General features: G+C 65.6%; 31 protein-coding genes and 1 pseudogene. 13 read left to right on the top strand and 19 right to left on the bottom strand.

The window, feature by feature from the left end; all coding sequences use genetic code 11:
- Positions 1 to 43: 43 nt before the first annotated feature.
- From DXK94_RS13625 to DXK94_RS13615, 3 genes are all read right to left on the bottom strand, one after another.
- Complete coding sequence (locus tag DXK94_RS13625) at positions 44 to 736, bottom strand: TrkA family potassium uptake protein (protein ID WP_115525377.1); 693 nt, start codon at positions 734 to 736, stop codon at positions 44 to 46.
- The gene (locus DXK94_RS13620; RefSeq protein WP_258868549.1) at positions 729 to 2,192 is read right to left on the bottom strand and encodes a TrkH family potassium uptake protein; all 1,464 of its coding nucleotides are present in this window, start codon (positions 2,190 to 2,192) and stop codon (positions 729 to 731) included. Before DXK94_RS13620 ends, DXK94_RS13625 begins: the two co-directional genes overlap by 8 nt.
- Before the next feature lie 103 nt (positions 2,193 to 2,295).
- Positions 2,296 to 2,505, bottom strand: coding sequence for a hypothetical protein (locus DXK94_RS13615; protein WP_115525376.1), 210 nt, complete (start codon positions 2,503 to 2,505; stop codon positions 2,296 to 2,298).
- Between the two features lie 162 nt (positions 2,506 to 2,667).
- On the opposite strand from DXK94_RS13615, the gene DXK94_RS13610 reads away from it, so the two are divergent.
- Complete coding sequence (locus DXK94_RS13610) at positions 2,668 to 2,949, top strand: hypothetical protein (protein WP_115525375.1); 282 nt, start codon at positions 2,668 to 2,670, stop codon at positions 2,947 to 2,949.
- Between the two features lie 88 nt (positions 2,950 to 3,037).
- Here DXK94_RS13610 and DXK94_RS13605 read toward each other — a convergent pair whose 3' ends face one another.
- Entirely contained in the window at positions 3,038 to 5,536 is a 2,499-nt protein-coding gene (locus DXK94_RS13605) for a beta-glucosidase (RefSeq protein WP_115525374.1), read from the bottom strand.
- Entirely contained in the window at positions 5,537 to 6,850 is a 1,314-nt protein-coding gene (locus DXK94_RS13600; RefSeq protein WP_258868548.1) for an MFS transporter, read from the bottom strand.
- A gap of 109 nt (positions 6,851 to 6,959) precedes the next feature.
- Between DXK94_RS13600 and DXK94_RS13595 the strand changes: the two genes are divergently transcribed.
- Positions 6,960 to 7,556, top strand: coding sequence for a TetR/AcrR family transcriptional regulator (locus DXK94_RS13595; RefSeq protein ID WP_115525373.1), 597 nt, complete (start codon positions 6,960 to 6,962; stop codon positions 7,554 to 7,556).
- A gap of 101 nt (positions 7,557 to 7,657) precedes the next feature.
- Here the strand turns inward: DXK94_RS13595 and DXK94_RS13590 are convergent, their stop codons facing one another.
- The 6 genes from DXK94_RS13590 to DXK94_RS13565 form a co-directional block, all read right to left on the bottom strand.
- Positions 7,658 to 8,053: a hypothetical protein gene (locus DXK94_RS13590; RefSeq protein ID WP_115525372.1), complete on the bottom strand. Its 396-nt coding sequence runs from the start codon at positions 8,051 to 8,053 to the stop codon at positions 7,658 to 7,660.
- A gap of 78 nt (positions 8,054 to 8,131) precedes the next feature.
- Positions 8,132 to 8,494, bottom strand: a complete 363-nt coding sequence (locus tag DXK94_RS13585; RefSeq protein ID WP_181884835.1) for a hypothetical protein — start codon at positions 8,492 to 8,494, stop codon at positions 8,132 to 8,134.
- A 113-nt stretch (positions 8,495 to 8,607) separates the two neighbouring features.
- Positions 8,608 to 9,648, bottom strand: a complete 1,041-nt coding sequence (locus DXK94_RS13580) for a hemolysin family protein (protein WP_115525370.1) — start codon at positions 9,646 to 9,648, stop codon at positions 8,608 to 8,610.
- Positions 9,641 to 11,002 carry a hemolysin family protein gene (locus DXK94_RS13575; RefSeq protein ID WP_115525369.1) on the bottom strand — a complete coding sequence of 454 codons (1,362 nt, stop codon included), beginning with the start codon at positions 11,000 to 11,002 and terminating at the stop codon, positions 9,641 to 9,643. Before DXK94_RS13575 ends, DXK94_RS13580 begins: the two co-directional genes overlap by 8 nt.
- A 202-nt stretch (positions 11,003 to 11,204) precedes the next feature.
- The gene (locus DXK94_RS13570) at positions 11,205 to 11,717 is read right to left on the bottom strand and encodes a hypothetical protein (protein ID WP_115525368.1); all 513 of its coding nucleotides are present in this window, start codon (positions 11,715 to 11,717) and stop codon (positions 11,205 to 11,207) included.
- A complete protein-coding gene (locus tag DXK94_RS13565) occupies positions 11,714 to 12,991 on the bottom strand; it encodes a serine/threonine-protein kinase (protein ID WP_115525367.1) in 1,278 nt (425 codons plus the stop codon). The genes DXK94_RS13570 and DXK94_RS13565 overlap by 4 nt, the downstream gene beginning before the upstream one ends.
- 126 nt (positions 12,992 to 13,117) lie before the next feature.
- Between DXK94_RS13565 and DXK94_RS13560 the strand changes: the two genes are divergently transcribed.
- From DXK94_RS13560 to DXK94_RS13535, 6 genes are all read left to right on the top strand, one after another.
- Positions 13,118 to 14,404, top strand: a complete 1,287-nt coding sequence (locus tag DXK94_RS13560) for an MFS transporter (protein WP_115525366.1) — start codon at positions 13,118 to 13,120, stop codon at positions 14,402 to 14,404.
- Complete coding sequence (locus DXK94_RS13555; protein WP_181884834.1) at positions 14,364 to 14,741, top strand: helix-turn-helix transcriptional regulator; 378 nt, start codon at positions 14,364 to 14,366, stop codon at positions 14,739 to 14,741. Before DXK94_RS13560 ends, DXK94_RS13555 begins: the two co-directional genes overlap by 41 nt.
- Positions 14,742 to 14,802: 61 nt before the next feature.
- Positions 14,803 to 15,453 carry a hypothetical protein gene (locus tag DXK94_RS13550; RefSeq protein ID WP_115525365.1) on the top strand — a complete coding sequence of 217 codons (651 nt, stop codon included), beginning with the start codon at positions 14,803 to 14,805 and terminating at the stop codon, positions 15,451 to 15,453.
- An 86-nt stretch (positions 15,454 to 15,539) separates the two neighbouring features.
- Positions 15,540 to 16,169 carry a copper resistance CopC family protein gene (locus tag DXK94_RS13545; protein ID WP_115525364.1) on the top strand — a complete coding sequence of 210 codons (630 nt, stop codon included), beginning with the start codon at positions 15,540 to 15,542 and terminating at the stop codon, positions 16,167 to 16,169.
- A gap of 316 nt (positions 16,170 to 16,485) precedes the next feature.
- Entirely contained in the window at positions 16,486 to 18,813 is a 2,328-nt protein-coding gene (locus DXK94_RS13540) for a bifunctional polysaccharide deacetylase/glycosyltransferase family 2 protein (RefSeq protein WP_115525363.1), read from the top strand.
- A 94-nt stretch (positions 18,814 to 18,907) separates the two neighbouring features.
- On the top strand, positions 18,908 to 19,222 hold the full coding sequence (locus tag DXK94_RS13535) for a hypothetical protein (RefSeq protein WP_079598708.1): 315 nt from the start codon (positions 18,908 to 18,910) through the stop codon (positions 19,220 to 19,222).
- Positions 19,223 to 19,228: 6 nt separating this feature from the next.
- Here the strand turns inward: DXK94_RS13535 and DXK94_RS13530 are convergent.
- Positions 19,229 to 19,752, bottom strand: a pseudogene (locus DXK94_RS13530) (GNAT family N-acetyltransferase).
- Positions 19,753 to 19,769: 17 nt separating this feature from the next.
- Positions 19,770 to 20,510: an MIP/aquaporin family protein gene (locus DXK94_RS13525; protein ID WP_115525362.1), complete on the bottom strand. Its 741-nt coding sequence runs from the start codon at positions 20,508 to 20,510 to the stop codon at positions 19,770 to 19,772.
- A 45-nt stretch (positions 20,511 to 20,555) separates the two neighbouring features.
- Between DXK94_RS13525 and DXK94_RS13520 the strand changes: the two genes are divergently transcribed.
- The 4 genes from DXK94_RS13520 to DXK94_RS13505 all read left to right on the top strand — a co-directional run bounded on the left by DXK94_RS13520 (position 20,556) and on the right by DXK94_RS13505 (position 24,008).
- Complete coding sequence (locus tag DXK94_RS13520) at positions 20,556 to 21,230, top strand: metalloregulator ArsR/SmtB family transcription factor (RefSeq protein ID WP_115525361.1); 675 nt, start codon at positions 20,556 to 20,558, stop codon at positions 21,228 to 21,230.
- Positions 21,231 to 21,373: 143 nt separating this feature from the next.
- Positions 21,374 to 21,796, top strand: a complete 423-nt coding sequence (locus DXK94_RS13515; RefSeq protein ID WP_115525360.1) for an arsenate reductase ArsC — start codon at positions 21,374 to 21,376, stop codon at positions 21,794 to 21,796.
- A gap of 214 nt (positions 21,797 to 22,010) precedes the next feature.
- A complete protein-coding gene (locus tag DXK94_RS13510) occupies positions 22,011 to 23,393 on the top strand; it encodes an NAD(P)-binding domain-containing protein (protein WP_115525359.1) in 1,383 nt (460 codons plus the stop codon).
- A gap of 126 nt (positions 23,394 to 23,519) precedes the next feature.
- Entirely contained in the window at positions 23,520 to 24,008 is a 489-nt protein-coding gene (locus tag DXK94_RS13505) for a universal stress protein (RefSeq protein ID WP_115525358.1), read from the top strand.
- A 51-nt stretch (positions 24,009 to 24,059) separates the two neighbouring features.
- Here DXK94_RS13505 and DXK94_RS13500 read toward each other — a convergent pair whose 3' ends face one another.
- Positions 24,060 to 24,248, bottom strand: coding sequence for a three-helix bundle dimerization domain-containing protein (locus tag DXK94_RS13500; protein WP_115525357.1), 189 nt, complete (start codon positions 24,246 to 24,248; stop codon positions 24,060 to 24,062).
- A gap of 260 nt (positions 24,249 to 24,508) precedes the next feature.
- On the opposite strand from DXK94_RS13500, the gene DXK94_RS13495 reads away from it, so the two are divergent.
- Positions 24,509 to 24,718: a hypothetical protein gene (locus tag DXK94_RS13495; RefSeq protein ID WP_181884833.1), complete on the top strand. Its 210-nt coding sequence runs from the start codon at positions 24,509 to 24,511 to the stop codon at positions 24,716 to 24,718.
- 23 nt (positions 24,719 to 24,741) lie between these two features.
- On the opposite strand, the gene DXK94_RS21690 is transcribed toward DXK94_RS13495, so the two are convergent.
- The 5 genes from DXK94_RS21690 to DXK94_RS13475 form a co-directional block, all read right to left on the bottom strand.
- Complete coding sequence (locus DXK94_RS21690; RefSeq protein WP_258868547.1) at positions 24,742 to 24,933, bottom strand: ANTAR domain-containing protein; 192 nt, start codon at positions 24,931 to 24,933, stop codon at positions 24,742 to 24,744.
- Between the two features lie 143 nt (positions 24,934 to 25,076).
- Entirely contained in the window at positions 25,077 to 25,490 is a 414-nt protein-coding gene (locus DXK94_RS21685; RefSeq protein ID WP_258868546.1) for a GAF domain-containing protein, read from the bottom strand.
- A 157-nt stretch (positions 25,491 to 25,647) separates the two neighbouring features.
- A complete protein-coding gene (locus DXK94_RS13485) occupies positions 25,648 to 25,851 on the bottom strand; it encodes a hypothetical protein (protein WP_079598695.1) in 204 nt (67 codons plus the stop codon).
- A gap of 175 nt (positions 25,852 to 26,026) precedes the next feature.
- Positions 26,027 to 26,257, bottom strand: coding sequence for a hypothetical protein (locus tag DXK94_RS13480; RefSeq protein WP_139386275.1), 231 nt, complete (start codon positions 26,255 to 26,257; stop codon positions 26,027 to 26,029).
- A 109-nt stretch (positions 26,258 to 26,366) separates the two neighbouring features.
- Complete coding sequence (locus tag DXK94_RS13475) at positions 26,367 to 26,519, bottom strand: LPXTG cell wall anchor domain-containing protein (protein ID WP_115525355.1); 153 nt, start codon at positions 26,517 to 26,519, stop codon at positions 26,367 to 26,369.
- Positions 26,520 to 26,547 lie beyond the last annotated feature (28 nt).

Genomic DNA, 26,547 nt, shown 5'->3' with positions numbered 1-26,547 from the left:
GAAACCCGGGGCTTCGACAAGCTCAACCACCGGTAAGGCCTCCTTAGGCCATGGTGCTGAAACCCTCGGCCAGGTTCTTGGGGCCCTGGACGATGATCTGGTCGTCGTCGTAGAGGACGGTCTGCGCCGTGGTGTGGGTCCAGACAGTCCCCGGCCGCTTCACCGCCACGATCGTGATGCCGTATTTGTCCCGCAGCCCGAGCACCCCCAGCGGCCGGTCCCGTGCTTCGGTGGGCGGCTGGGTGCGGATCATCACGAAGTCATCCTCGAACTCCACGTAGTCCAGGATCGATCCGCGCACCAGGTGCGCCACCCGCTTGCCCATGTCGTGCTCGGGCCGGATGACGTTCTCGACGCCCAGCTGGCCCAGGATCTCGGCGTGCGGTTCGCTGATGGCCTTGGCCCAGATCTGCGGGTGCTTGAAGGTCAGCAGCCGCGAGGTGGTCAGGATGCTGGCCTCAAGGTCGGTGCCGATGCCCACCACAACCCGGTCGAACTCGTGGACGGAGAGCTGCCGCAGGACCTCCTCCTTCGTGGAGTCGGCCCGGACAACGTGGGTGAGCAGGCCGTTGTAGGACTGCACGATGTCCTCGTTGCTGTCGATGCCCAGCACGTCTGTACCCTGGGCTTCGAGCTCAAGTGCAAGGGCGCCGCCGAAGCGGCCCAGGCCGATCACGGCCACGGAGTCCGTTTGAGCCACGCGCCCGGCTTTGCGGGAGAACAAGTCCTTAGCCAATGAGGGGCCTTTCCTTCGGGTATTCGTACATGATCGGTCGGCCGCGGACGGCGAGTGCGGTGCCAAGTGTGACAGGGCCGAGGCGGCCGATGAACATCAGCAGGATCAGGACCACCTGCCCGGCCGGCGGCATCCCGGCCGTGATGCCGGTGGACAGGCCCACCGTGGCAAAGGCCGAGACCACTTCGAAGAGGATCCGCTCCTGCCCGAAATCGGTGATCAGCATGAGGAACATCGTGGACACCACGATCAGCGCGATGGCCAGGAGCACCACGGTGATGGCCTGCCGGTGCACGGCCCGGGAAAGCCGCTTGCCGAAAATATTCACCGCGGTGCCGCCGCGCAGTTCGGTGGCCAGGATGAAGAACAGGACGGCGAAGGTGGTGATCTTCAGGCCACCGGCGGTTCCCGCGGGACCGCCGCCGATAAACATCAGGATGTCCATCCCCATCCAGGACACGGGATGCATCTGCGCGATGTCGATGCTGTTGAACCCGGCCGTGCGGGTGATGACGGACTGGAAGAACCCGCCCAGGATGCGGTCGCCGGGCGGGAGCCCGCCCAGGGTGGCGGGATTGGTCCACTCGGCGGCGGTGAGGAAGGCCGTGCCGCCGGCGAGCAGCACGGCGCTGCCCACCAGGACCAGTTTGGTGTTCATGCTCCAGAAGACGGGCCGGTACTGGCGCCGCAGCTCGAACAGGACCGGGAAACCGAGCCCGCCCAGGATTACGCCGGCAGCAATGGGAAGGCAGATCCAAGGATCGCTCACGAAGCCCATGAGGTTGTCCGAGTACAGCGCGAAGCCGGCGTTGTTGAACGCGGAAATGGAATGGAAGACCCCGTGCCAGGCCGCTTCCCAGGGCTGGTAGCCGTAGCCCAGCATAAAGCGCAGCATCAGGATCAGGGCCAGTGCGGTTTCAACGATGACCGTAATGAGGAAAACGCCCAGCAGGACGCGGCGCACGTCGCCAAAGCCGTGGCTTTTGGTTTCGGCGGCGGCCAGCATCCGGGAGCGCAGGCCCAGCCGGCGGGCCATCAGCACGCCCAGGAGGGTACCGAAGGACATGACGCCGAACCCGCCCACCTGGATCAGCGCCAGGATAACGGCGTGCCCGAATCCGCTCCAGAACACGGGGGTGTCCACGGTGGTCAGCCCGGTGACGCAGACGGCGGACGTTGCCGTGAAGAGGGCTTCCAGCAGGGAGGCGCCGCCGTCGCCGGCTTTGGCCACCGGCAGCATGAGCAGGCCGGTGCCCGCGGCGATCGCGAGTGCGAAGCCGAGCGCAATCACCTGGGCGGGATGCCGGGGAACCAGACGCCGGACTAGCCGTTGCAGGGTGGACAGCTGCCGCTCCTGGAAGGCTGCCGCGGACCGGCCGTACCCGGCGAGGACCGTACTTGGCTTTTGTCTCCGGCGGCGCGGGGCAGGGCTTCGCTGGTAAGCCTTCAGGTGCATAGGCGTCACGTTAGCACCACAGCGGACGACGTCGGCGCCACCGTCCGCGCTATGTGGACGGCGGCTGCCGTCCCCGGTGGTTGAGCCTGTCGAAACTACCGGGTTACTGCGGGGCTTCTTCGCCGCTACCGTTTTCGTCCTGCTCGTCATGAGGATCTTGCTTGTGGCGTGCTTCCTGGAGGTGGTGTTCCAGCTTCTCCTCGGCGTCGCGGCGGCGCTGGCCAACGGTGCGCATTTGTTGCGTGGTCGGAGACGTGTGGGCGTGCAGGTGCTGCCCGTGGGTCCCCTCGTTGCCGCTCATGTTGTTGTTCATGAGGAAATCCTTGCACTGCGGGTCTGCGTCAGGAAGACCTGCATTTTTGGCACCCATCCACCGGGATAGCGGCTCCGAACTACTTGCGAGGTTCTGCTGCCGCGCGCTGCCGCGCGGCCCTGGAACCCGGGTCCGTGGGTTCTTAGCAGGAGGTTTACAGATATGAGTGTGCCGAATTGCAGCCGTTTTCTTTTGGAATGCATCACCTGTGACCCGGACAAGCAGCCGGGCCTGCGCGAGGACGAGGTGTACGGGCTGTACCTGAGCTGGTGTTTCCTCAATGGCGAGGAGCCAATTGCCAGCGCTTCACTGTGGATCGCCATGCGCCGGCAAACCCAGGTTGAGCCGTACGTCCGCGGCGGCCAGCTGGTGTGGCCGGGGCTGTCGATGACCGGTCCTGCGGCGCTGGACTACATTTTGTCGAGCCAGCCCAGCTTGGTGTAACCCCAGGCTGCCCGAAGGAAAAGCCATGAAGGCCGGGCTGGATCCGAAGTGTTCGGATCCAGCCCGGCCTTGGTTGTAACGTCCTGTGTTACCGCAGTTCGATGTCCAGCACCTGGAAGTCGTCAGCGGCGTGGCGGCCCACCAGCAGGCGGAACGTGCCCTGCTCAAATTGCCAGCCGCCGTCGTAATGGCCAAAGGACCGTGCCGGGATCCGCACTTCCACGCTTTCCGTACCTCCCGGCGCCAGGTGCGTTCCCGCGTAGCCGGCGAGCCAGCGGACGGGGCGCTCCACGGCGGAGCCGGGGCGGTCCAGGTACACCTGCACCGTTTCACGGCCGGTGCGCTTGCCCGTGTTGAGGACCGGAACGTGCACCACGACGTCCTGGCCGGCAGTCACGTACTGGGGAGCGTGGGCTGTTCCCAGTTCGAAGGTGGTGTAGCCCATGCCGAAGCCGAAAGGGAGGGCAGGGGCGGCGCCGCCGGCAGCTTCCTGCTTGAGCCAGGCCCGGTAGCCAACGTGGATGCCTTCGGAGTAGACCACCTTGCCGTCCACCGGTGTGGTGTTCAGGACCGGAACGTCCTCCAGGGCTGCGGGCCAGGTGGTGGGCAGGCGGCCGCCTGGCTCCTCGACGCCGAGGAGGATGTCCGCGATGGCACGGCCGAATTCCTGGCCGCCGAACCAGCCGAGCAGGACGGCTCCCACCTTGTCGAGCCACGGCATCAGGACCGGTGAGCCGGAGTTGACCACCACGACGGTGCGCGGGTTGACAGCGGCAACGGCTTCGACCAGTTGGTTCTGCAGGCCGGGAAGGTCAAGGTCCTTGCGGTCAAAGCCCTCGGACTCGATCGCGGCGCTGGTTCCCACCACCACGATGGCCACGTCCGCCGCTTTTGCCGCTTCCACTGCCGCGTCAATATCGGCCTGGGGGTCCTCCACGACGGTCTCCTCGCCCAGGAGGATGGCGGTGAACGGGATGACCTGCTGCTTGGGCAGCCCGTAAACGGCTTCGATGCGCACCGTTTCGCCCGCAGCGGTTTTCACGGGGTGGACGGTCTTGGGCGGGTCGAAGAGGGCGGCGCCGAGCACGTCGGTGTCATCCTTGATCTCGCCGTTGAAAACTTCCTCGCCCTGCAGCGACAGGCGGATGTGTCCCACCGTTCCCACGCCCAGGTGATGGATGCCTGCCGTGGGGGCCGTCCAATCAGCTTCCATGCGGATGGCGGCAGCACCCTCCGGGATCCCGACGCCGAACCAGATCAGGTGGGACGCCAGCCGGTCCTCACCGGAGATTTCCGTACCGTCTTCGGACAGGAAGGTCACCCGCAGGCCGGGAACGCCGGAAACGGGGTTGTGCAGGGAGGTGCGCGGGAAAGCCTGCAGGCCTTCGGCTACCTTGGCTCCGCGGGCATAGCTGACGCTGACGCTTTCCGGCAGGGCTTCACGCAGGCCCTCTAGGGGAGAAACAGTGTACTTGGGCATGACGGTGGCACTGCCGCCGCCCTGCGTGCGGGCCTCTTCGGCGTTGTGGCCGCTCACCGCCACACTGGCCAGTGCTGACGGGTCAAGGGGCAGGAGCCCGTCCTTGTTGCGGACCAGGACGGCGCCCCGGACCGCCACTTCACGGGCGACGGCGGCGGCGTCGAGGGCCGGCGGAAGGTCGGCCACAGCGGGGGAGACGCCTTCAAGCGATCCGACACGGGCAGCCAGGCGGAGGATGCGGACGACTTTTTCCAGGATGGCGGCGCGGCTGACGCGTCCATCCTCAACGGCTGCGAGCAGTTTGGGTCCCCAGTGGCCTACCGGGCCGGGCATCTCGAGGTCCTGGTGGGCATTGGCCGCCTCGACGGACCGGACGCCGGTCCAGTCCGAAACGACGACGCCGTCAAAGCCCCACTCGGTGGACAGCGGGGTCTTCAGGAGGTGGTTCTCGCTGGCCGTGGTGCCGTTGATGGAGTTGTAGGAGCTCATGACCAGCCAGGCGCGTGCCTCGGTGATGGCGTCTTCGAAGGCTGCGAGGTAGAGTTCGCGCAGGGGGCGCTCGTCAACTACGGAGTCGGCGGTGAAGCGGTCCGTTTCGGCCTCGTTGGCCAGGTAGTGCTTGGGTGTTGCCCCGACCCTCATGGACTGCACGCCGGCCACGTAGCCGGCGGCCAGGGTTGCGGTGAGCCGGGGGTCTTCGCTCATGCACTCGAAGTGCCTTCCGCCCAAGGGTGAGCGGTGCAGGTTGATGGTGGGGCCAAGTACGGCGTGGACGCCCTTGCGGCGGGCTTCCTGGCCCAGGACCTGGCCGTAGCGGCGTGCGACGTCCACGCTCCACGTGGCGGACAGGGCGGACGACGACGGCAGGGAGACGGAGTCGTGCCGCTCGTCGAAGTCTTCACCACGGACCCCCGAGGGACCGTCCGAGAGGACCACGCGGGAAAGGCCGATGGAAGGAAGGGCGTGCGTTGCCCAGACATCCGCGCCCGTCAGGAGCTGGATCTGCTGTTCAAGGGAAAGGTTTTCGGCTATTTCGCGGATGCGTGTTTCGGCGTCGGGCGAACCGGCGGCCGGGGCGGTTGCGGCAGGGGAGAGGGTGGGGTTCATCTATTTGACTCCTTTGATGCGGGTGACGAGGACGGCGCCGATGATGCCGACGACGGCCCCGCCGATGAAGAGTGCGGGGTAACCGCCGAGCGTGATGACGGGGAATGCGATGGCCGGCACCAGGGACTGGGGCAGTGCCTGGGCGATGTTGAAGACACCAAAGGTTTTCGCGTTCTCGCTCTGGTCCTTGGGCAGCAGATCGGTGATGAGGGCAACGTCCACGGCTCCGAAGCAGCCAAGGCCGAGGCCGGTGATTGCCTGTCCGACCAGGACCTGGTCCGTGGTGGTGCTGGTGGCGATGACGATCAGGCCGAGCATCACGATGATTGCCGAGGCGATGACCATTGCCTTGCGCTTGCCGATGCGGTCGCTGATCCAGCCTCCGGCGAGGCTGGTGAGGACCGTGCCGGCGGAGTTGACCAGGGTTGCCTGGAAGACCAGGGCGGTGACATCCGCTTCGGCCACCTTGAGGTGGTCGATGAAGAAGTAGGGCAGGTACAGCAGGCCTGCGCAGTACCCGATGTACACCAGGAACTTGGTGAACCAGGCCCACCCCAGTCCGGGGTTGGTGCGGGGGTTGAAGTAGAACGAGCCCGCGATCTCCTTCAGGTTCAGCGGGGCAGGCTTCTCGGTCAGGACCCGGTCTTTGAACGTGAAGGCAAAGGCGATGGCCACCACGGTGCCGATGATGCCGGGCACCACTGCCATCTGCAGGGCGTTATCGAACAGCTGTGCAAGGAACGCGGCGGCAACCAGGCCGAGGGGAAGCGTCATGCCAATCAGGCCGGAGAGACGGCCGCGTTCGGTGGGGCCGGCCTGGTCAGGAAGCGTGGCAACCAGGGCAGAAAGGGCGGCATTGAAGCTGAGCTGCGTAAACAGCCAGGCAACCAGCACGCCGACTACGTCGGTGGCCGAACCCAGGAAAAAGAGGGACACGAGCCCGACCAGGGAACCGCCAACAATCCAGGGCTTGCGCATACCGAACCGGGATGTGGTGCGGTCGCTCAGCCTCCCGAAGAACGGGTTGGCCAGCAGCGCTGCCAGGGCGCCGACGCCGGCAACCAGGCTCAGGGCTCCTGCCCGGGTTTCCGGGGTGGTGATCTCGGAAACCTTGATGGCCAGCACCACAAGCGCCGGAGCCAGCACAGCCATCCAGAGCCCGGCGCTGGCGATGGGCATGCCGATGACGTAGGCGCGGGGTGCCTTGACTGGTGAAGGGGCGCCGGTTCCGGCGGCGGTGACTCCTGTGCTGCTGCCCAAGGCACCGCTGGCCGGAGATGCAGCGGGATCTTGGGAAATGGTCTTCTCGGCCACATTGCCTCCTGATGAAAGCGACCCTCCGTTGGGCCGTGAAAAGGATCATATACACAAAAACCAAGTAAGACTAGGTTTTCAGGAGGGGCGCTTGAAATAAACTGTCGTGATGCCGACATCAAAGCCGCGTGGCCAGTACGCCAAAGGAGCGGAGCGCCGGGAGCAAATCATCCAGACAGCAACGGATGTCTTCGCCACTGAGGGCTTTGAGGGTGCGGCGCTGAAACGGGTGGCCGAGCTCGTAGGGGTGAAGGAAGCCACCCTGTTCCACTACTTCAGGGGCAAGCAGGAGCTGCTGACTGCCGTCCTGTCCGAGCGGGACCGACGGGTCCTCAGTACTGCCGATGACGCCAAGACAGGACTGAGGCTGCTCGCGCCCGTCGCGGAACGGAACCGCAACGAGCCTGGACTCACCACGCTTTACGCCGTGGCCTCAGCGACGGCCAGCGATCCCGGGCACGACTCACACCCGTATTTCGTGGACCGCTACGCCATGCTTGTGACGGAGTTGGGCGAGGACATCCAACGCCGCCAGGAGTCGGGTGAAGTGCGCAAGGATGTTCCCGCGCAGGCTCTTGCGAGGCTGGTCATCGCAGCCTTTGACGGACTGCAGCTGCAATGGCTTTACGACAAGAATGTGGACATGGCCGGCGGCCTGACGCAACTCACGGACATCCTCATGAAGCCGCCCTCAAAGGACAGATGAAGGCATATCCCGGTTCGGCAGGGGGGGCATCCCGCCGGGGGATGCAGTTTCAAGGAAGTGGGACACCCCTTGGGGTGAAAAATGGTGCCTCGGGCACGGCGCTAAAGCATCATGAGGACGAAACCGGCGATCGCGCTTGCGATGCCCACGCCGGTCAGTACCAGGCCCAGGACGGTGGCGGTGTTGTCGTGCCTTGGGGGTTCCAGCCGCCAGCGTGCGGGGTGGCAGATGTCGTAGTGCAGGACCGCTACGTGTCCGGCCTGAAGTTCCGGTGCCTGGTCGGGCTCCAAAAGGCCGCGGCGGGAGGTGCTGGTGTTGTCGGTCCATTGCAGTCCCCGGTACCGTCCGGCGGTAAAAACTTCACCGTCGGTGGTGGACCAGTTGCACCGGCGCTTGCGGATGATCCAGCCGATGATCAGAAGCGGCACGCCCGGTACGACCCCGACCCAGGTCATCAGCTCCAGGATGGGGCCCAGGAATTCCGTGGGGCTGGCCATGGAGCGATCATATCGTCAGGGCACACGGGGTGAATGGGTAATCCGGGTTGTGGAAGGAAGCGAGGAGTGACAAAGACTTCAGCTGGAGATGGTGGTAAGCGCCAGACCCGCAACGGCACAAAGGACGCCGGCTCCGGTCAGGATCCAGCCCAGAACGAGAAGCGGGTTCTGCTGCCGCGGAGGATACATGGACCAGTGGGCAGGGTGGCAGGTGTCGTAGTAGAAGACGATGAACGTTCCGGCAGTCACCTTCGCGGCTTCATCAGCCGGCAGCAGGATGAGACGGGATGTTGCCTCGTCCTTGGGCCTCCACTGAAGGGCTTTGTAGGCACCTGCGGTGACGACTTCGCCCGCAGCCTGGGCCCAGGGGCATTGCTTCTTGGCGATGACCAGCCCCGTAATGATCAAAGGGATGCCGGGGACGATACCGATCCAGGTCATGAGTTCCAGGATGGGACCCAGTAAGTCAGCGGAAAAGGGCATTGTGCTCCAGACCGGTCATGCCCGGCAGCAGTGTTGCTACCGCTGCCGGGCACGAAAGCAAGGGGTGACTGTCAGGCGCTGGTGGCGTCCTGGACTTCGCCCACGAGTTCTTCGATGATGTCCTCGAGGAACAGGACACCGGTGGTGTTGCCCTGGGCGTCGAACACCCGGGCAACGTGGGCGCCGGTGCGCCGCATCGTGGCCAGCGCGTCCTCGAGCTCACCGCCGCTGAAAGCGGAGGCGAGGCGGCGGATCCGCTTCGCCGGAACGGGCTGGGTGAACTTCTCCGGCGTCACCAGGTCCATCACATCCTTGAGGTGCAGGTAGCCGGAGGGGACGCCGGCCTCATCGGTGAGGATGTACCGGGAGTAGCCGTGTTGGGCCACTGCGCGCTGGATGTCCGCCGGGGTGGCGGAGGCGGGCAGGAGCACCATCTCGCTGATAGGTACCTCCACGTCCGCTACGGTCTTGGCGGTGAACTCGAACGCGGCCGTCAACGTGCCACTGGTGTCGCTTAGCATGCCGTCGCGGGTGGACTGCTCCACGATGTTGGCCACCTCGTCCAGGGTGTAGGCGCTGGTGGCTTCGTCCTTGGGCTCCACCCTGAACAGCCGCAGGATCGAGTTGGCGATGCCGTTCAGGGTCCAGATCACCGGCTTGAACACCCGGGAGACCATCACCAGTGGCGGGGCCAGGATCAACGCCGCACGGGTGGGGACGGAGAAAGAGATGTTCTTGGGGACCATCTCGCCCAGGACCACGTGCAGGAAGGTCACCAGCAGCAGGGCAATGACGAACGCGATGATGCTGATCGCCTCGTAGGACAGGGAGGTCAGGCCCAGCGGGATTTCCAGCAAGTGGTGGATGGCCGGTTCGGAGACGTTCAGGATCACCAGCGAACACACCGTGATGCCCAGCTGGCTGGTGGCCAGCATGAGGGTGGCGTGCTCCATGGCCCACAGCGTGGTCTTCGCGGCTTTGCTGCCAGCCTCGGCCTTGGGTTCGATCTGGGAACGGCGGGCGGAAATGACGGCGAACTCGGCGCCCACGAAGAACGCGTTGACCACCAGGAGCACCACCAGCCAGATAATGCCGGGAAGGTATTCACTCATGGGTCAGCTCCGAGGTGAGATTGTCGATGATGCGGTCATGGGCGCTCTGGGGCGGTTCCTGCGTCTGGTCCGGCGTGAAGCGGATCCGCTCCACGTGCGTGCCCAGGACGCGCTCCACACGGAGCGTCCCGCCGTCGATCTGCACTTCATCGCCGAGTTCCGGGATGCGGTCCAGCTGGTCCGTGACGAACCCGGCGATGGTGTCGTAGTCCTCGTCATCCGGGACAGTGATGCCGGTCCGGTCCAGCAGTTCGTCCGGCCGCAGCGACGCATCGAAGGTGATGGACCGGCCAACCCGGACCACGCCGGCGCGCGCCCGGTCGTGCTCGTCCTCGAGTTCACCCACGATCTCTTCCACCAGGTCCTCAAGGGTGACGATGCCGGCGGTGCCGCCGTGCTCGTCAGAAACGATCGCCACCTGGAGCCCCTGCTTGCGGAGCAGGACCAGCAGCGTGTCGACCCCCATCGACTCAGGCACCCTCAATGGTGCGATCATCAGCTCTGAAGCGGTGACGCGGTCCCGGTCTTCCAGGGGCACGGCGAAGGCCTGCTTGACGTGCAGGACGCCCAGGACGTCGTCGCGGTCTTCTCCAATGACGGGGAACCGGGAGTAGCCGGTGGTGGTGGCCAGGGCGATAATCTCTTCGGCCGTGTCATCGTCGTTAACGGCAGTCATGCGCACGCGCGGCGTCAGGACGTCCGCGGCGGAGTGTTCGGAGAAGCGCAGGGTGCGGTGCAGCAGGACTGCGTGGTCGGCGTCGAGCACGCCTTCCAGTGCAGAGCGCCGCACCAAGGAGCTGAGTTCCTCGGCGCTGCGGGCGCCGGACAGTTCTTCCTTGGGTTCGATGCCGAAGGACCGGATGATCGCGTTCGCGGTGTTGTTGAACAGCAGGATCACGGGTTTGAACACGGCGGTGAAGAGCGCCTGGAACGGCACCACCACCTTCGCCGTCGCCAAGGGCAGCGCGAGGGCGAAGTTCTTGGGGACCAGCTCGCCGATCACCATCGAGAAGATGGTGGCAAGGAAGATCCCGACGACGGAGCCCACCGCGGGCACGGCGCCTTCGGGGAGTCCGGCGGCGAGCAGGGGGCCGCTGAGCATGCGGCTGATGGCCGGTTCGAACGTGTAGCCGGTCAGCAGCGTGGTGAGCGTGATGCCCAGCTGCGCACCGGACAGGTGCGTCGAGGTGATCTTGAGGGCCTTGATGGTGGGCCCAAGGCGCTTTTCGCCGCGCGACTGGCGGGCTTCAAGATCGCCGCGGTCAAGGTTGACCAGCGCGAACTCGGAAGCAACAAAGAAACCGGTACCGACCGTCAGGACAAGGCCGATACCGAGCATGATCCATTCATACATTCGGGCGCCCCTCTCCCGTGGTGGCCGGTGAACCGGTCAGAAGGTGGAGGGGCCAGGGCATATGTGAAGGAGGGTCATCCATAATGCTTCCACTTTACGCGGTGCCAACTCTCGGCCGGGCCGTGTGCGCCGTGGGCGAACTCCTGGCATCCACGACCGAAACAGGTAGCGCCGGTGTGGGCCGCCGGGGCCACGTCAACGCTTAGTCCCTGTTCCGCTGCTTTTCAGCTTCCTCCTGGGCTTCCTTGCGTTGCTTTTCGGCTTGCTCCTGTGCCTCTTCCAGCTGCTTTTCGGCCTCCTTCTGCGCTTCCTCGCGCTGTTTCTCAGCCTCTTTTTGCGCCTCTTCGAGCCGCTCCTGTTCGTCCTTGGTCAGCGGCCGATCGGTTGCGGGAGACGTTGGTGCCGGTGCCAGGGCTGCTTCCAGTTCACTCCTGATCGTGCTGATGGCCGCCTCGATCCGGGCTTTCCGCTGCTGCGAGACCTTGCCCTGGTCCGCAGCGGTTGCCACGTCCTGGTTCATCTGCTGAAGCTCGGCCAGCGCCGACGGGAAGTCCTGTGCCGCAGCCAGTTTCTTTGCCGAGGCCACGCGCGTCTGCAGTTGCCCAGCCACCGCAGTGTCCAGGTCGGGCGCAGGGGAGCACCCGCCAAGCAGCGCCACGCCCAGGCAGGCCCCAAGAACAGTGGCGGTCAGCTTGCGGCGGGGATGGCGGTTCATGGCCTGACGCTTTCTTCGAGTTCCTTGAAATGCTCGCCCAGCTGCCCGGGGATGGCGGGCCCCGGGTCAACCGGCGCGGGTGTCGGCCGCTGGAGGGACGTCAGCAGGACAGCCCCGAGGATAAGAACGACGACGGCGGCCGCGGCCAGGATCCACAGGCGGCGGCGCCGCAGGGGGCCGGGTTTGTCCCCGGGACGCTTCCGGGCAGGCTTCGGATGTGCCGAGGCAGGTGCCCGCGCCGGCAACTGTGGGGCAGGCTTCCATGACGTGGCGTTGGTGGCCTGGCTGTCGGAGAGGACGGGCAACCTGCTTCCCTGCGCGGCCGGGCTCCCGGCCATCCGGGTCCCGGCGTCACCCGCGTTCAGGATCCGCGTGGCCGGGTGGGGCGATGCGACGGCAGTACGAGCCTCACCTGCTCCTTCCGCCGGCAGGCTCCAGCCGCCAGTTCCCAGGATCCTGGCGACGCCCGCTGCGTCCGGCCTGTCCTGCGGATCCAGGGACGTCATGCCGGTCAGCAGCGACTTCCACTGGGGACCCAGGGAGTCGGGAATGTCCGGGAGCCGCGAGAGCCGTGCCACTGCGGCTTCGAGCGGAGGTCCGGGGAATGCCACCGTCCCTGTGAGGGCCTCCAGCAGCACGAGGCCCAGCGAGTAGATGTCCGCCGGCGGCCCCACCGTGTCCCCGCGGGCCTGCTCAGGACTCAGGTAGGCCGCTGTTCCCGGAACCATGTTGGTGGCGGTGAGCCGGGCGCCGTCGAGCATTCTTGCGATGCCGAAGTCTGCCAGCTTGGGCCGCAGCGGGGAGTCTGCCGCGTAGCGGGTCAGCAGGATGTTCGCGGGTTTTACGTCGCGGTGGACCACGCCGCGCTGATGGATGTACTGCAGTGCGTCAGCCAGTTCGGCTCCCAGCCGCGCCGCTTCGTCCCCGGCCAACGGCCCGGCTGCGAGGTGGCGGCGAAGGTCGGTTCCGTTAACAAGCTCCATGACCAGGAAGGGCACTTCCCTGTGGCCTCGGAGCAGTGTGCCGGTATCGAAAAGCGTGACCAGGCCGTGGTGGTTCAGCTGGGCGAGCATCCGGGCTTCCGCCTGCTGCCGGGCCAGTTCCTCCGGGTCGGTGACGTCCTCGCGGAAGATCTTCAGTGCCACCTGCCGGTCAAGAACCAGGTCGGTCCCGCGGTAGACGCTGCCCATGCCGCCGTGGCCAAGGACTTCTTCCACTCGGTACCGCTCGCGCAGGACGGTTCCCGCCAAGCCGGTGTGCGTCTCTTCGGTCATGGTTGATGCCTTCCGTCCAGCACCTACTGTAGCGATGCCTTGCCGGTTCAACCGCTCGCCAACCGTGCGGGGAGGCGTAGGATTAGGTGCATACTTACGCACGTATGAACTTGAAAGGGTCTCGAAATGCTGGCCGTTTTGCGGAACGTGACCTACCGGCGGTTGTTCGCCGCGCAGGTGGTGGCGCTGCTGGGAACGGGGCTCCTCACAGTCGCGCTGGGGTTGCTCGCCTTTGACCTGGCAGGCAGCAACGCCGGCGCCGTCATGGGTACGGCCCTGCTGATCAAGATGCTGGCCTACGTGGGCTTCGCTCCGGTGATCAACGCGGTGGTGGCACGGTTGCCGAAGAAGCCCGTGCTGATAGGTGCCGACCTGGTCCGTGGCGCGATGGCGCTGTGCCTGCCGTTCATTACCGAGGCGTGGCAGATCTACGTGGTGGTGTTCCTGCTGCAGTCGGCATCGGCCACCTTCACGCCGGCGTTCCAGTCGCTGATTCCCACAGTGCTGAAGAAGGAACGGGACTACACGCGGGCCCTTTCCCTGTCCCGGCTCGCGTACGACATGGAAGCCCTGGTCAGCCCCGCCGCGGCGGCACTGCTGCTGACCGTCGTCAGCTACAACAACTTGTTCCTGGGCACCGTGTTCGGGTTCCTTTTCTCGGCGCTGATGGTCGCCGTAACCGTCCTCCCGAAAATTGAAGCGACAGCCGCGCCGGCAACATCGCTGTGGCACCGGACCACCCTCGGTGCCCGGATTTTCTGGCGGACCAGCCGGCTGCGGTCCCTGCTGGCCCTGAACGTGGTGGTCGCCGCACCCACCGCCATGGTCCTGGTCAACACCGTGGTCTACGTCCGTGACGTGCTCGGCCGCGCCGACACGGACCTTGCACTGGCACTGGCATCCTTCGGCGTCGGCTCCATGCTCGTAGCCCTGTTTGCCCCGCGGGTACTGGAGCGCTTCGGTGACCGCACAGTGATGCTCACCGGCGCTGCCGTGATCCCGGCAGCGCTGGCCGGTTGCGTGGCCGTGGTTGCCTTCGCTGCGCCGGAAGCAGGGTGGTGGTGGCTGCTGGGGCTGTGGTTCGTCCTTGGCGCGGGCAACTCAACCATCCTTACACCGTCGTCGCGGCTGCTGCGGGACGCCTCCACGGAGGAGACCCGGCCCTATGTTTTCACGGCCCAGTTCTCGCTCTCACACGCCTGCTACATCATCGCCTACCCCCTCGCCGGATGGGTGGGGGCGGCCGCCAGCCTGGGGTGGGCAGCAGTGGCGCTGACAATTCTTGCGATACTGGGTAGCGCAGGAGCCTTCCTGTCCTGGCCCCGGCACAGCAGCCCGGCGGCAGACCGGTCCGTTGTAGAGGAGCAGCCCGTTGAGCAGCCAACCGAGCAGTCCTCTCAGCACCGGCACTGAAGAACCCTCGCTCGTCCATGCGGTCGCGCCCGGGGCGGAGCTGCTGGAAACGGCCGCCGGAACACTGCGCATGCTCGCCGAACCCACCCGGCTGCACCTGCTTTGGCAGCTCGCCCAGGGTCCCAAGAGCGTCACGGAACTCACGGCCGCAGCCAGCGTTCCCCGGACAGTGGTCAGCCAACACCTTGCCAAGCTGCGGCTGAGCGGACTGGTGGACACGCGCAAGGACGGCAGGCATGTCATTTACTCGCTGCATGACGGGCACTTGATTAGGCTGATCCGGGAGACCATCAACCACGCAGACCACCGGGTCACCGGCGAACCCATCCACGACTGACACCGGCTCAGCAGCAATCGGGCGGGCAGGTCCGTCCGGACCGAGCATGAAAGGCAGGACCATGCCCGCACAGCCGCCCCTGCGCTTTCTGCGCTCCGGCGTGATCACGGGCTCCGGCATCGGACTTGCGGCTGCCGCGCACACCGCCGGGGGCGGGCACCTGCCCCCGGCTCCTGTCCTGCTCCTGCTGGCAGTCCTGGTCATGGCCCCGGTGATGCTGCTCTCCCGCCGCCGCTTCCGGCTGCCCATCATGGCCCTCATCCTTGGCGGGAGCCAGGCGGCCCTGCACTCGGCCTTCACCGCACTCTCCGGACCGTCGGTGCACTGCGCAGGACCCGGCGTCGCCGCCCATGGCCACCATCGGCAGATCGCCATCCCCAGCTGCGCCGGCGCACCAGCTTCCGCGATGGAGCTGACAGGTCACGCCCTGGCCGCGCTGCCCGCCCCGGCCATGCTGGCAGCGCACCTGCTCGCCATCGCCGCCACCGCCGTCGTACTGGCCCGCGGAGAGGCCGCACTTTGGCAGCTTAAGGCGTGGCTCGCCCCGCTGGCCGCCATCCTGCACCCTGTCCCGCTGCCGGCCGCGTACCGTGTCTGCGCTCTGCCGAAAAAGGCCGTAATGAAGCGGCACCTGGCAGTCCGTATTCCGCCGCGCCGCGGCCCGCCGGCTGCCTCCGGGCGGACATTGTCGGCCATCGGCGCGCCCGCCTGACCAGGCGGGCCCCTTTACCTTCCCCGAATTACGTCCGGCCCGCCCTCACGCCTGGCCGGACACAGTCCCTGAAAGGACAACCACCAATGAGCTTTCCCATCCGCCGCGTACTGACCTCAGGCGCCGCAGCCGCTGCCCTCGCCCTGGGCCTGCTGGCAGGTTCCGCACCCGCCCAGGCCCACGACGCCCTGGCGTCCACCAGCCCTGCCGCCGGTGAAACCGTCACCACAAACCCCGGCAAAGTCTCCATCACCCTGACCAATGCACCGGACACCGGGCTTCCGGGCTCGAACATCATCACTGTCACCGCCCCCGACGGCCACGTGGTCAGCGAGGGTGACATCGCCGTGGATGGTGCAACCCTGAGCATCAACGCCGCCATCGACCACGACGGCGAACATACAGTTGAGTGGCGGGCCGTTTCCGCCGACGGGCACCCCATCGACGGCACCTTTACGTTCACCTACGCCGGAGCCGGGAGCCACGGCCCGGAGGAGACGTCGACGGCGGCCGCCACCACGGAACCATCACCCACCTCAGCTGTCACCTCAGCGGCCCCGAGCCCGGCGCCTGCCACCGAAAGCCCGGCAGCCGCGTCCGCAACATCCGGACAGGACAACACGGGCCTGTTCATCGGCATCGGCGCAGTCCTGCTCCTCCTGGTCGCGGCCGGCGCATACTTCATCGGCCGCCGCGCCAAAGGTGGCACCGAGTAGCTCCCACTATCTGCGTTGCCCCTGATAAGCCCGTCCGGCACTTCGCCGGGCGGGCTGATCTTTTTGGCTACCGGACGATGTACCCGCACTGCCGCCTCAAAGGTCTAAGCAGGTATGGCAAGGAAAAAATTCGAGTACATACTTCGGATGTTTTCTGAGGCTGCGTCTTCTACAGTCGGTAGGAAGGCGGCCCCTCGGGGTTTTGCTGTGCCCCGGTTCCAGATGGGCAGGTCAGGCCCCGATCTGATTTCATCCATGGTCGCTGTGTTTGGCCCTGTCAAGAAATGTGCAGGTACGGTTCCTTCGCTAGGAAGTCATGACTGCCCCAGCGCCCCAGATTTCACCTGGCCGGGCGCCAGTCTTCTTCGATGCCACAGGCAACCGCTGGCGAAGAATTTTGAGCCTTGTGTTTGCCGGGCTTCTGCTGGTGGTGCTGTCCATCGTTGCGATCCTCCCGGCCGCGACCGCTCCGGTACGCCCGGCACAGCAGAACCAGGCTGTGGCGTATCCACGGCAGCTGCTGAACCTGCAGGACCTAGAGAGCATCCCAAGGATCGGCCCCGACAAGGGCCTGGCCACATTCCACCGGATCGCAGTCGTAGAACGAGTGGATGGAAAAACGCTGCTCGAGGATCCGTTCAGTGACGCTGTCTGGAGGGAGGCAACTCCGGATGAGACATTACTGATCGGCGCCAGTCCGTACGTCGTTGAGGCCTACGGCCTGCCCCTGGAGCGCACGCTGATGCTCACCTTCGACGACGGCCCTGACCCCACCTACACGCCCGAAATCCTGGACCTGCTCTCGCGGGAAGGTGTTCCGGCAACCTTCTTTTCGGTGGGGGACAACGTGGTCAAATATCCCGACCTGTTGCGGCGCATTGTCCGCGAGGGCCACATGGTGGGCAACCACTCTGAATCCCACATCGACTTCTGGTCCCACGACGATGTGTACAACCGCCAGCAGATCATCGGGATGGACCGGATCATGCGTGCGGTCAGTAACTACGAATCCAGGCTGTTCCGGATCCCCACCGGTGACCCGGAGAACAACACGCTGGCGCTTTTGCTTTCGCAGCAGCTGGGGTATCTCCACGTCAGCTTTGACCTTGACACCCGCGACTGGGAGCACGGACCGGCCGAATCCATTGCACTGCCGGAATTGAGCGGCCCGGGCCACGTTGTGCTCGTCCACGACGGCGGCGGCGACCGCACCGCCACGATCGACATGCTCAAGGAGTTCATCCCCCAGGCCAAAGCCCAGGGCTACACATTCACCACGCTCCAGCCTCTGCTGCCACCCGAGTTCGTGCCGCAGCACAACGTGCCGGCGTCCATAGAGGACAACGTAACCCTTGCTGCCCTGACCTCTTACCTCGTGACCCCCAACGTGCTGCTCACCTGGCTGTTCTGGTTCGGTATCGGCTCCCTGACGATACTGACGTTCCTGTTCGTCATCCTGGCGCTGGTCAACAATTCCCGGCAGAAAAAACGTCAATGGGATGAGGTCAAGGAGACCGAATGGCCCTTCGTCAGCGTGGTCCTGCCCGTGTACAACGAGGAACTTGTGGTGGCGAAAACCCTGGATGCCCTTCGAGCCAGCGACTATCCCCTGATGGAAGTGGTGGCAGTCAACGACGGGTCAACCGACGGGACGCTCGCCGTGCTGACGGAGTATGCCACGACGTGGGCGGCACTGCGCGTCATCAACCAGCCCAATGGCGGCAAATCGGCTGCGAGCAATCACGGCATCGACGAGTCGTGGGGCCAGGTTGTGGTCACACTGGACGGGGACACCTTGTTCGAGCCGCAGACCATCAAGATGTTTGCCCGCCATTTCCTGGCACCCCGAAGCGGCAAGGAAGTGGGGGCAGTGGCCGGCCACGTCAAAGTCGGGAACCGGCAGAATCTCATCACCGCCTGGCAAAGCCTGGAGTATCTCTCCGGCATCTGCGTCACCCGCATGGCTGAAGGGCTGATGGGCGCGATTTCCATTGTCCCGGGTGCCTGCGCTGCCTGGCGCCGGGAGGCACTGGTCAGGGCAGGAGGCTACTCCCACGACACCATGGCCGAAGACGCAGACCTGACACTGTCACTGCAGCGGCTCGGCTACAGCATCGTCCAGGAGAACCAAGCAGTTGCCTGGACCGAGGCACCCCTGACAGTGCGGGGGTTGTTCAAGCAAAGGCTCCGGTGGACCTACGGCAACATCCAGACCCTCTACAAGCACCGGGCCATGATCTTCAACCCCAAGTACGGCGCCCTGGGCATGCTCAGCATGCCGTACGCGCTGATCTCCGTGCTGGTGCCCCTGGTCTTTATGCCGCTGACCGTGGTCGTCGCCGTCATCAGCCTCACTCACGGGGAATGGCAGGCCATCGCGATCTTCTCGGCTTTCGTCGCAGCAACCCACATGCTCATCTCCATCGTGGCGGTACTGATGGTCCATGAGAACCTGCTGCACCTGCTCATGGTGCCCGCGTACCGGCTGATCTACGAGCCCCTGCGGGCCTACGTCGTTTTCGGATCGGCCATCCAGGCCTTGCGCGGTTCCGCCGTGGGCTGGTACCGGCCCGCACGCACCAACAGCGTGGACCTTTCCGAAGCATCCGGGAAGCTGGGCCCCTTGGCGCCCAGTTCCACCTGACCGGGGCCGGCCATTCGGGCACAACACGTCCCAGGGTTCTGGTGGGAGAAGGGATGAGTCCTGTGGAACCACTCTGCGTAAAGCTGGAGGTGCTGTGGGCGAGATACTGATGGCGATAGCAACCGCGTTTCTCATCCCAGCCCTCAGCGCTGTGTGGTCCCGCCGCCGCAAAAGCGATGCCGAAGCGGCCGAATCACTCATATTCGGGCTCTTGATCCTGGCAGCGGCCATTTCGTGCTTCTACTTCGGGCTCACGCTGCCGATCGCGGTTGACGTCGAGGTGCTGGAAACGCTCCTCGTCATCCTGAAAATCATGTTGTTTGCGGCCGGAGTCTTCGGCGGGATGGCGGCAGCCGCCATCATCTGGGAATCCTTCAAGGGCTTCTCAGAAGGCACGAAACGAGGATGAGCAGGTTTAGATGACAGGGGAGCGGCGTTCGATCAGGATGGTGTCGCGCCATGTGCCGCGGAGGGGTCCGTGGCCCATTTGGGCTATGCGCTGCCGGCGCCCGACCACGACGTAGCCGTTGGCGAGGTGCAGTTTGAGGCTCGCTTCATTCTCGGGGAAAACGCTGGCTTGGATGGTCCAGATGCCACCGGCTTCGGTGGATGCGGACAGGGCCCGCAGCAGGGCCGTGCCAACCCCGAGGCCGCGAGCTTCTCCCGCAACGTACACCGAGTGTTCCACGACGCCCGAGTAGACGGGGCGGGCTGACACCGGGGAGACAGCGGCCAGCCCACGATGCGGCCATCCGCCGTCACGGCGACGAGGCGATGGGCGGGGTGGCGGGACGCGTCGAACCTGTCCCAGCCGGGCGCCTCCGACTCGAACGTGGCCTGGCCGGTATCGATCCCCTCCTGGTAAATATCCCGGACGGACGGCCAGTCCTCCGGACGCATGGAACGGACAGTCAGGGTAGGGGGCGCCGCTGGGGTCATCTACCCATTAGACATGCCTACGGCTTGGTTGCCCGGGTGCCGTGCGGGATAACGACATCGTCCGCGGCGCGCGCGGCAGCCGGGAACAGCAGGAGCAGCAGGCCCAGGCCGACGGCGGCGCCCACCAGCTGGGCGACCACAAACGGGGGCACGGAGCCCGGGGCGATGCCGGCGAACGTGTCGCTGAAGATCCTGCCGACGGTCACTGCGGGATTGGCGAACGCGGTTGAGGAAGTGAACCAGTACCCGGCCCCGATGTAGGAACCCACGGCGGGTGCGGCGAGGGCGCCGCGGTTGGTCGCGGCCAGGGCGAAGATGAGCAGGACCAGTCCGGCGGTGGCCACCACTTCGCCCAGCAGGTGCCCCCCGCTTGCCCGGTCCTTGGCGGAGAAGGAGGTCCCGACGTCGAACATTGCGTTGGCGAGCACGCTGCCACCGATGGCCCCGGTGACCTGGGCGGCGACATAGGCGCCGAGGTCCGCCAGGGTCAGGCCCGAGCGGCTGCGCCGGCCGAGGAACCAGTCGGCCAGGGAGACGACGGGGTTGAAGTGCGCGCCGCTGACCGGGCCGAACACCAGGATCAGCACCGTCAGGCCAAGGACGGTGGCGGTGCTGTTCTGGAGCAGCTGCAGGCCCACGTCGTTGGGGGAGAGCTGCTGGGCGGCGATACCGGACCCCACAACGATGGCAACGAGCAGGGCGGTGCCGAGCAGTTCGGCCACGGCGCGGCGCCACAACGGCGGCTGGTTCAAAGTCATGCCACCAGCTTGACGCACCAAGATAGCTCAGTCAAAATTGAATCAATGAAGATTGAGCCAGCTTCCGACTTTGAAGCGCGCGTCGCCCGGCATGCGGCTCTCGCCGATCCGGCACGCCTGCGCATCGTTGACCTCCTGACGCTGGGGGATTTCTCGCCCACGGAACTCCAGGCGGAGTTGGGCATGTCCTCCAACCTGCTCTCACATCACCTGAAAACCCTGGAGGACGCCGGCCTGGCAACCCGGCACCGGTCCGAGGCGGACAGGCGCCGCAGCTACCTCCGGCTGGCACCCGGGGCTTTGGACGGGCTGGTTTTCGGCGCGGTCCACGGCGCGCAGCGGGTCCTGTTCGTCTGCACGCGCAACAGCGCCCGCTCGCAGCTGGCCGCCGCCCTGTGGCGCCAGGCCAGTACCGTCCCGTCCGCGTCTGCCGGGACGCACCCCGCGGACCGCATCGCCCCCGGGGCCGTCGACGCCGCCCGCCGCCACGGGCTCCATCTGCCCGCCGTTGCACCTCAGGCCCTGGATGACGTCGCCAGTGACGCGGATTTCGTGGTGACCGTATGCGACAACGCGCACGAGGAACTGACCGGGCTGACGGGAATCCACTGGTCCATCCCGGACCCGCTGCGCCTGGGCACCAAGGACGCCTTCGACGCTGCCTTTGCCGACATTGCCAGCCGGGTCACGGACCTAGCGCCCCGCATTACGGCTGCCTGATCCACTCGTAGAACTTTTCGCAACCACATATTGACATTCATCAATGTAGGGTCAGATACTCGCTATATCGATCATCATCAATGTTCGGTTCGGGAGTGTCAGCACCGCCGCAGTCCAACCCAACCGATACCAGGAGACAACCCGTGAGCACCGAAACCGCCAAGAAGCCCTCCGTCCTGTTCGTCTGCGTCCACAACGCCGGCCGTTCCCAGATGGCCGCGGCGTTCCTCACCACGCTCGGCAAGGGCCAGATCGAGGTCCGCTCCGCCGGGTCCCAGCCTGCCGAGAAGATCAATCCCGCCGCCGTTGAAGCCATGGCAGAGATCGGGATCGACATGTCCGCCGAGGTGCCCAAGGTCCTCACCACCGAGGCTGTCAAGGAGTCGGACGTGGTGATCACCATGGGCTGCGGCGACGAGTGCCCCTACTTCCCCGGCAAGCGCTACGAGGACTGGGTGCTGGAGGACCCGGCCGGCAAGGGCGTCGACTCCGTCCGGCCCATCCGGGACGAGATCAAGAGCCGAATTGAGGGCCTCATCGACTCCCTCACCCCGGCCGCCAAGTAACCCGAATCTGACAGGGGAGGGGGTGAGCCTCATGACCAACGGATGCTGCGGCGACTCAGGTTGCTGCGACGACGAGGACTGCTGCTGACCCCCCACCCCAACTAGGTCGCAGTAGTTGTCGTTTTGGGGCCTCAAAACGACGACTACTGCGACCTAGTTGGGCAGCCCCGCCGCTAACCGCACCGCACCGCCGCTACGGATGAAAGAGGACACCATGGATTCAGTGAAGAAGCTTCCGGTCGCCGTGATCGGCGCCGGGCCCATTGGCCTGGCCGCCGCCGCCCACCTGCTTGAGCGGGGCCTGGAACCGCTGATCCTTGAAGCAGGTACGACGGCGGGCGCGGCCATTGAGCACTGGCGCCACATCCGTCTTTTCTCACCGTGGCGGTTCAACACGGACGCCGCTGCCGTCCGCCTCCTCGAAGCGGCCGGCTGGGAAGCGCCCCGGCCCACCGCACTGCCCTACGGCGGCGAGCTGATCGACAACTACCTGTCACCCCTGGCCACCCTTCCCCAGATCTCTTCCCGCCTGCAGACCGGCGCGCGCGTCACCGCCGTCACCCGGCAGGGCCTGGACAAAACTCACATCAAGGGCAGGGACACCACACCCTTCGTGGTGCGCGTGGAGCACGCTGACGGCGAAACCCGCGACCACACCGTGGCAGCAGTCATCGACGCCTCCGGCACCTGGTCCACCCGCAACCCGCTGGGCACCTCGGGCCTTGCCGCCATCGGCGAAGAAGCAGCAGGGGACTGGATCTCCGCGCCGCTGCCCGACGTCGCCGGCCGTGATCGCGCCGCCTTTGCCGGCCGCCGCGTCCTGGTGGTCGGTGCCGGGCACTCCGCCGCCAACACACTCATCAACCTCGCAGACCTCGCAAAGGAAGAGCCGGACACCCGGATCCTGTGGGCAGTCCGTGGCGCAACTGTGGACAAGGTCTACGGCGGAGGCGACCTGGACGGGCTGCCTGCCCGCGGCCAGCTTGGCGGCCGGGTCCGCCGGCTCGTGGAGGCCGGAAAACTCGAACTTCACACCGGCTTCGGGATCAGCTCGATCAAATCCCTGGACTCCTCCGTCACCGTCGGTGCCGTGGACGGCCGCACCCTCGAGGCCGACGTCGTGGTTCCCTGCACGGGCTTCCGCCCGGACCTGGACATCCTGCGTGAACTCCGCCTCAACCTGGACCCCGCCGTCGAAGCCCCGATGGAACTGGGCCCGCTGATCGACCCCGAATTCCACTCCTGCGGCACCGTCCCGCCTCACGGTGCCAAGCTGCTCGCCCACCCGGACAAGGACTTCTACATTGTCGGGATGAAGTCCTACGGCCGGGCCCCCACCTTCCTGCTGGCCACCGGCTACGAGCAGGTCCGCTCCGTGGCCGCCGCCCTCGCCGGCGACCAGGAATCAGCCGACACGGTCCACCTCGAACTCCCCGAAACCGGCGTCTGCTCCACGGACGCCGGCACCAGCTGCGACGTCCCCGCCACGGCACTGGCGGCAGAGACCTCAGAGTCCGGTTGCTGCGCCGCACCCGAACCGGTGCTGGTGGGCTTCCCCACCGGCCTGGCCCACGGCCGCTCCGGCACCACCAACTGAAAAGGAAACAACCTCCTCATGACCCAGGAAAACGCCGTCTACACGGAGCTCAGCGGGAAGTAGCCATGTCCGCCGCCGCTGGAACTGGCCCGCTTTTCGCGGCCGCGACGTTCGTGCGGGGACAGCATGTCCGGTAAGGAATGGCCGGACGGGCCCATCGTCGTCGGCGTTGAATGGAACTTCTCCGAGCACCTGGTCCGCACCGCCGCGGCCCTCGCAGCGGCAATGGGAGAGCACCTGATCTGCGCGTTCGTCGATCCGGCCAGCTACCTCACGGAATGGGCGCCGGCGAACCAGCGGACAGCCCTGTCCCTGGATCCGAGCATCAACGAAGAAGCCGAGTTCCCTTCCGCGCACCTGCAGCGGCGGCTTGAAGATGTTCTGGGGGAACCGGGGGAGTCCTGGTCCTTCCGCGTACTCAACGGCGACGTTTCCAAGGCCCTCAACCGCCTGGCCAGGAACACCGATGCGGCGCTGCTCGTGGTGGGCGCCGGCCGGCCGGGGTCTGTGGCGTGGCTGGACAGGGTCCTCGAGGGGTCCGTGCCTGCCGCCCTGATCCGGCACCAGCAGCGGCCCGTCCTCGTTGTCCCGGAGGGCGGGGTAGGCGGGGCGTGAGGGCGTACGACGGCGGCGCGCGGTTGCGCTTATTGGCGCGGACCGGTTGGGCTACTGATGGGCGAGGCGCAGCTTTGCCGCCCGTTCCACAAGGAGCGGTACGTAGTCCCGGACGGGCCCGTCGTCGAGCAGGCCGTGCTCTTCGGCGACCACATCTTCAATGACGGAGCGTTGGTGGTGGGGGAACCGCTCGGCCAGCCGGTCGATGACAGCCATCAGCGCTTCAGGTTCTTTGGTCATCCCCAAAGCTTCGGCCTGCCGGCCGGGAGAGTCAACAACTACTTTTAACCGCTGCGCGAGTCTAAGATCGCTGACGTCAGTCGTACTGAGGATCGTCCACTCGTTGACCAAATTACTTGCCTGTAACGTCAGTTTTGGAAAGCCCGTCGGTCCCCCACCGGCGGGCTTTCTTCGTCCCTGCACAAGCTTCCAGTTTCACCCGTGAGAGACCGCCCGTTACTGCTCTTGCAGGGTGGGTGTAGCAGAAGCGAGCATTGGTCATGGAAGACCTGCGGCAGGCAGCCACCATGCTCCTGGGGCGTGCGGATGTGTCCTTGATAGACCTTTGGATCTCGTATTGGAACCACGGCGGGCGCTGTCATCCCTTCGAATTCGACGCCTTTGTTCATGGCATCCTGGTTGCCCGCTGGTTTGACACGGAGGCTCTCGCGTCCGCGCTTGAAGAACTCTCCCTGGACGCCGCCAGCTGAAGAGTGGCAGAGGAACCCGGGCGTTATTCGTCGAAAAATGTGCGCAAGGGTGTATGGGGTGAAACGGATTCGATGACTGCGGCCGCTACGTTGTGAAGTTTCATGTTGCGGGAGCTGGAGGCTTTCCTCAGGATGGTTATCGCCGCATCCTGGCTGCACCGGTTCTGCGCCATGATCACGCCGACTGCAATATCGATGGCCGTCCGGTTCTTCATCGCCGCTTCCAGGTTGTCTTTTGCGTCCTGGAGCCTCGTCAGGCGCAGCTCCAGCCGGAGGGTCTTGGCGGACTGTTCGCCGAACAGCTCAGCGCGGGCGATGTCCTCACCCGATATTCCATAAGGACGCGAGGAGTAGATGTTTAAAGCAGCGGTGGAGTCTCCCTCCAGGCGCAGGGGAACACCCAGATTGACTGGATCCCCTTTTGCGCGACGGCGCGGATGTATTCCGGCCAGCGGCGCTCCATCGAAACGTCGGGGACGTACGCGGTGGTGCCGGTACGCATGGCTGTCAGGCAAGGCCCGTCGCCGAAGGCGTATTGGAGCTCATCCATCTCCCGCGCCCTGGGGCTGCTGCAGGCTACCGTGACGGGCTTTTTCCTGCGCACCACGGTGACGTTGCAGTGAACCTTCGATTCGGGCGGAGAGAGAAGCGACGCGGAGAAGTCGGCCAGTTCCTGGAAGAACTCCTCGGCATCGGAAGTCTCCAGGACCATGTCCTGAAGCCGGGAGGCAATGCCGTCCTGCAGTTCCGTGCTGAGAGGCATAGCGTCCATGGCGCGTCCTTCCGGAGTGTCTTCAACCGCGATGAAGAACATGCGGCGTGAAAGCGCCCACCTCCAGACGGTTCCTTCCCAGCTTACGCCGGAACCGCCTGCCCGGAAGGTTGTGGAGCCAGGAAGCGCACCGCTCCTGCATTCTGTGGCCGCCGAGTCACGAATGCAGCGCGAAGTCCTCGAGAGCCCACGCCAGGATTTTCAGGTCAAAGGCGTCAAGAACCATGAGGTCGTAGAGGCAGGCATCGAATTCCACCAGGCCTGCGTTCCCGCCGTTTCCCCAGTACCAGCCCCACAGAATGGGAAGTGATGAGACATCGTCGCGGATGAGGACCTGTGCCTGTGCCAATGGATCCAGCATGAGAAAACCTAGCCACTGCCGCCGGCACCGAATGCAAGGCAAGGACAGTAATTAAAAGGCCTCCGAATTGGAAGCGTCCTCTCATAATCGCAGACCGCGACCCGCAAGTAACCCCTTGATTGTGGGGGGGTATCTGCTAGCGCGCCGGAAGCGCCGCCAAGGAGCGACAAAAGGGCTAGTTGCCGGCGCGCTGGGCCTCCAGCCATCGGCGCACCACGTCAAGGACTTCGTCCGGATCAGCGGTGGCAAACCTGTTCGGCTCCCCGCCCGTGGCCTTGCCGTACGTGATCCGGGCCCGGAAACCGGATTCGCCCCTGGGCTCAAACCACGTCCGGATGACCATGGTCTCGCCGCTCAGGGCGTCCCCGCCCCCGTCCGCGGCGCCTGTGCCGCCGTCGTCCATCATGATGTCCCCCAACTCTCGTGCGTCAACCTGCCCCGATCCTGCGGCATAAGCATCAGGAACGTGCGGGATTTTCTGAAAGATTGGCGCAAGGTTGGGTGGCGCAGGGGCGTCAGGTCCTGGCTCTGCGTTTGACCCAGCCCCAGGCAGCCGTGGCAGCGAACAGCACCAGGCCGATGAGGGCCAGCCACAACAGGCCCTCGATGATGAAGCCCAGAATGGACAAAACAAGCCAGATGATCAGCAGTGTGATGATGAGTCCCATGACCGAAGCCTAGTCCCAAGACACAGGC

The organism is Arthrobacter sp. RT-1 (genome assembly GCF_003367205.1).
Taxonomy (GTDB): Bacteria; Actinomycetota; Actinomycetes; order Actinomycetales; family Micrococcaceae; genus Arthrobacter.
Note: the sequence above shows the minus strand (reverse complement) of the source record. Positions and strands in the feature narration are given on the sequence as shown.